General features: G+C 37.0%; 2 protein-coding genes. One reads left to right on the top strand and one right to left on the bottom strand.

The window, feature by feature from the left end:
- The coding region (locus tag ACY65O_RS04155) for an aspartate-semialdehyde dehydrogenase (RefSeq protein WP_462219587.1) at positions 1–830 on the bottom strand (830 nt) is incomplete at its 3' end.
- A gap of 249 nt (positions 831–1,079) precedes the next feature.
- On the opposite strand from ACY65O_RS04155, the gene ACY65O_RS04150 reads away from it, so the two are divergent.
- On the top strand, positions 1,080–1,809 hold a 730-nt coding region (locus ACY65O_RS04150; protein ID WP_462219586.1), incomplete at its 3' end, for a lamin tail domain-containing protein.

The following is a 1,809-nucleotide window of genomic DNA, read 5'->3' as shown; positions in this document are numbered from 1 at the left end:
GTTAATGGCATAGGATAAATAAAGTTAGCGATATCATCTTGCACCACTACACCAGGGGCTTTACTTAACAAATCTTTAAGTTCATTTAAATCAAAATCATTTTCAAATTCAATATTCACACTTTCGCTATGCCCGCCCATTACAGGGATACGAACCGTTGTTGCAGTAACTTTTATATTGGCATCACCAATAATTTTAACTGTTTCATTGGTCATCTTCATTTCTTCTTTGGTGTAGCCATTATCTAAAAACACATCAATTTGCGGAATGGCATTTAAATCAATCGGATATTTGTAAGCCATTTCTCCCTGTACGCCTTTTCTTTCGTTCATTAATTGTTCTACCGCTTTTACACCGGTGCCGGTAACACTTTGGTAAGTACTTACCACCACTCTTTTAATTTTATATTTATCATGCAATGGTTTTAACACCACCACCATTTGAATAGTTGAACAGTTTGGGTTAGCAATAATCTTATCAGCTGCAGTTAATACGTTTGCATTAACTTCCGGTACCACTAATTTTTTTGTGGCATCCATGCGCCAGGCACTGGAGTTATCAATAACAGTAATACCTGCAGCTGCAAACTGTGGTGCCAGTTCCAGTGATGTTCCTCCTCCAGCAGAAAAAATAGCTACATCCGGTTTTGCTGCAATAGCGTCGGCATAACCAACAATTTTGTACTTTTTCCCTTTAAACTCCACTTCTTTACCAATAGATCTTTCCGATGCAACAGGAATTAATTCCTCTACCGGAAAATTTCTTTCTGCCAATACCTGTAACATTTTTGTGCCTACTAAACCTGTGGCGCCTACTACTGCAACTTTCATTTTTTGTTTTTTATTTTGTTTAATAATAAAACCCTGTAATTCCCCTTTAGGGGATGGGGGCAAAAAAAAGCCTTCCCGTTTTAGGAAGGCCTGTATTTATTTTAAAATAAAACAATCATACCTTCTCTTTGCAAAAAGATTTTTTCGAATGTTTTATGTATTTTATTGCGTTCATTGATGGCACAAAGTAAACACAAAGTATAATTCCTTCCAAATTATTTATATTTATAAATATTAAAACAGGTTTAAATGCTTAAAAAATATTGTTTACTTATTGTTTTTTGTTTTGCAGTATTTTTTGGTAAACCTCAAGTAGTCAACCGGTTTGATATAGTAATAGATGAATTAATGGCCGACCCAACGCCGCAAATAAATTTACCCAATAACGAATGGATAGAATTACGAAATACCACTGCAATTACAATTAATCTATCAGGTTGGCGCATTGCTGATGCAACTGGAATCAGCGGCCCGATGCCCTCTTACAATTTATTGCCCGATAGTTTTGTTATTGTGTGTACAGCAAGTGCAGTAGCCGCAATGAGTGCATACGGGCCAACAATATCCGTTACAAGTTTTCCATCTTTAGATAACACAGGCGACGTGATTTATTTACGCAGTCCGCAAAATAAAATTATACATACTGTAAATTATACCGATGCCTGGTACCAGAATGAATTAAAAAAAGATGGCGGCTGGACATTGGAAATGATTGACACTAAAAATCCCTGCAGCGGTTTCAGCAACTGGAAAGCAAGTGTCGATTTAAAAGGTGGCACACCGGGTAAAAAAAATTCGGTTGATGCAATAAACGCAGATGCATCACCACCGCAACTATTACGGGCATTTGCAACAGACAGTATAAATATTGTTTTGGTTTTTGACGAGCCATTGGATAGTGTAAAAGCTGCCACAGCAAATAATTATTCCATCAGCGATGGCATTGGTGTACCGCAACAAGCCATTACCGTTTCTCCTG

It is taken from the genome of Ferruginibacter sp. (assembly GCF_031430955.1).
In the GTDB taxonomy this organism is placed as follows: domain Bacteria; phylum Bacteroidota; class Bacteroidia; order Chitinophagales; family Chitinophagaceae; genus Ferruginibacter.
The sequence above is the reverse complement of the archived record's forward strand: the minus strand, read 5'-3'. Positions and strand labels throughout refer to the sequence as shown.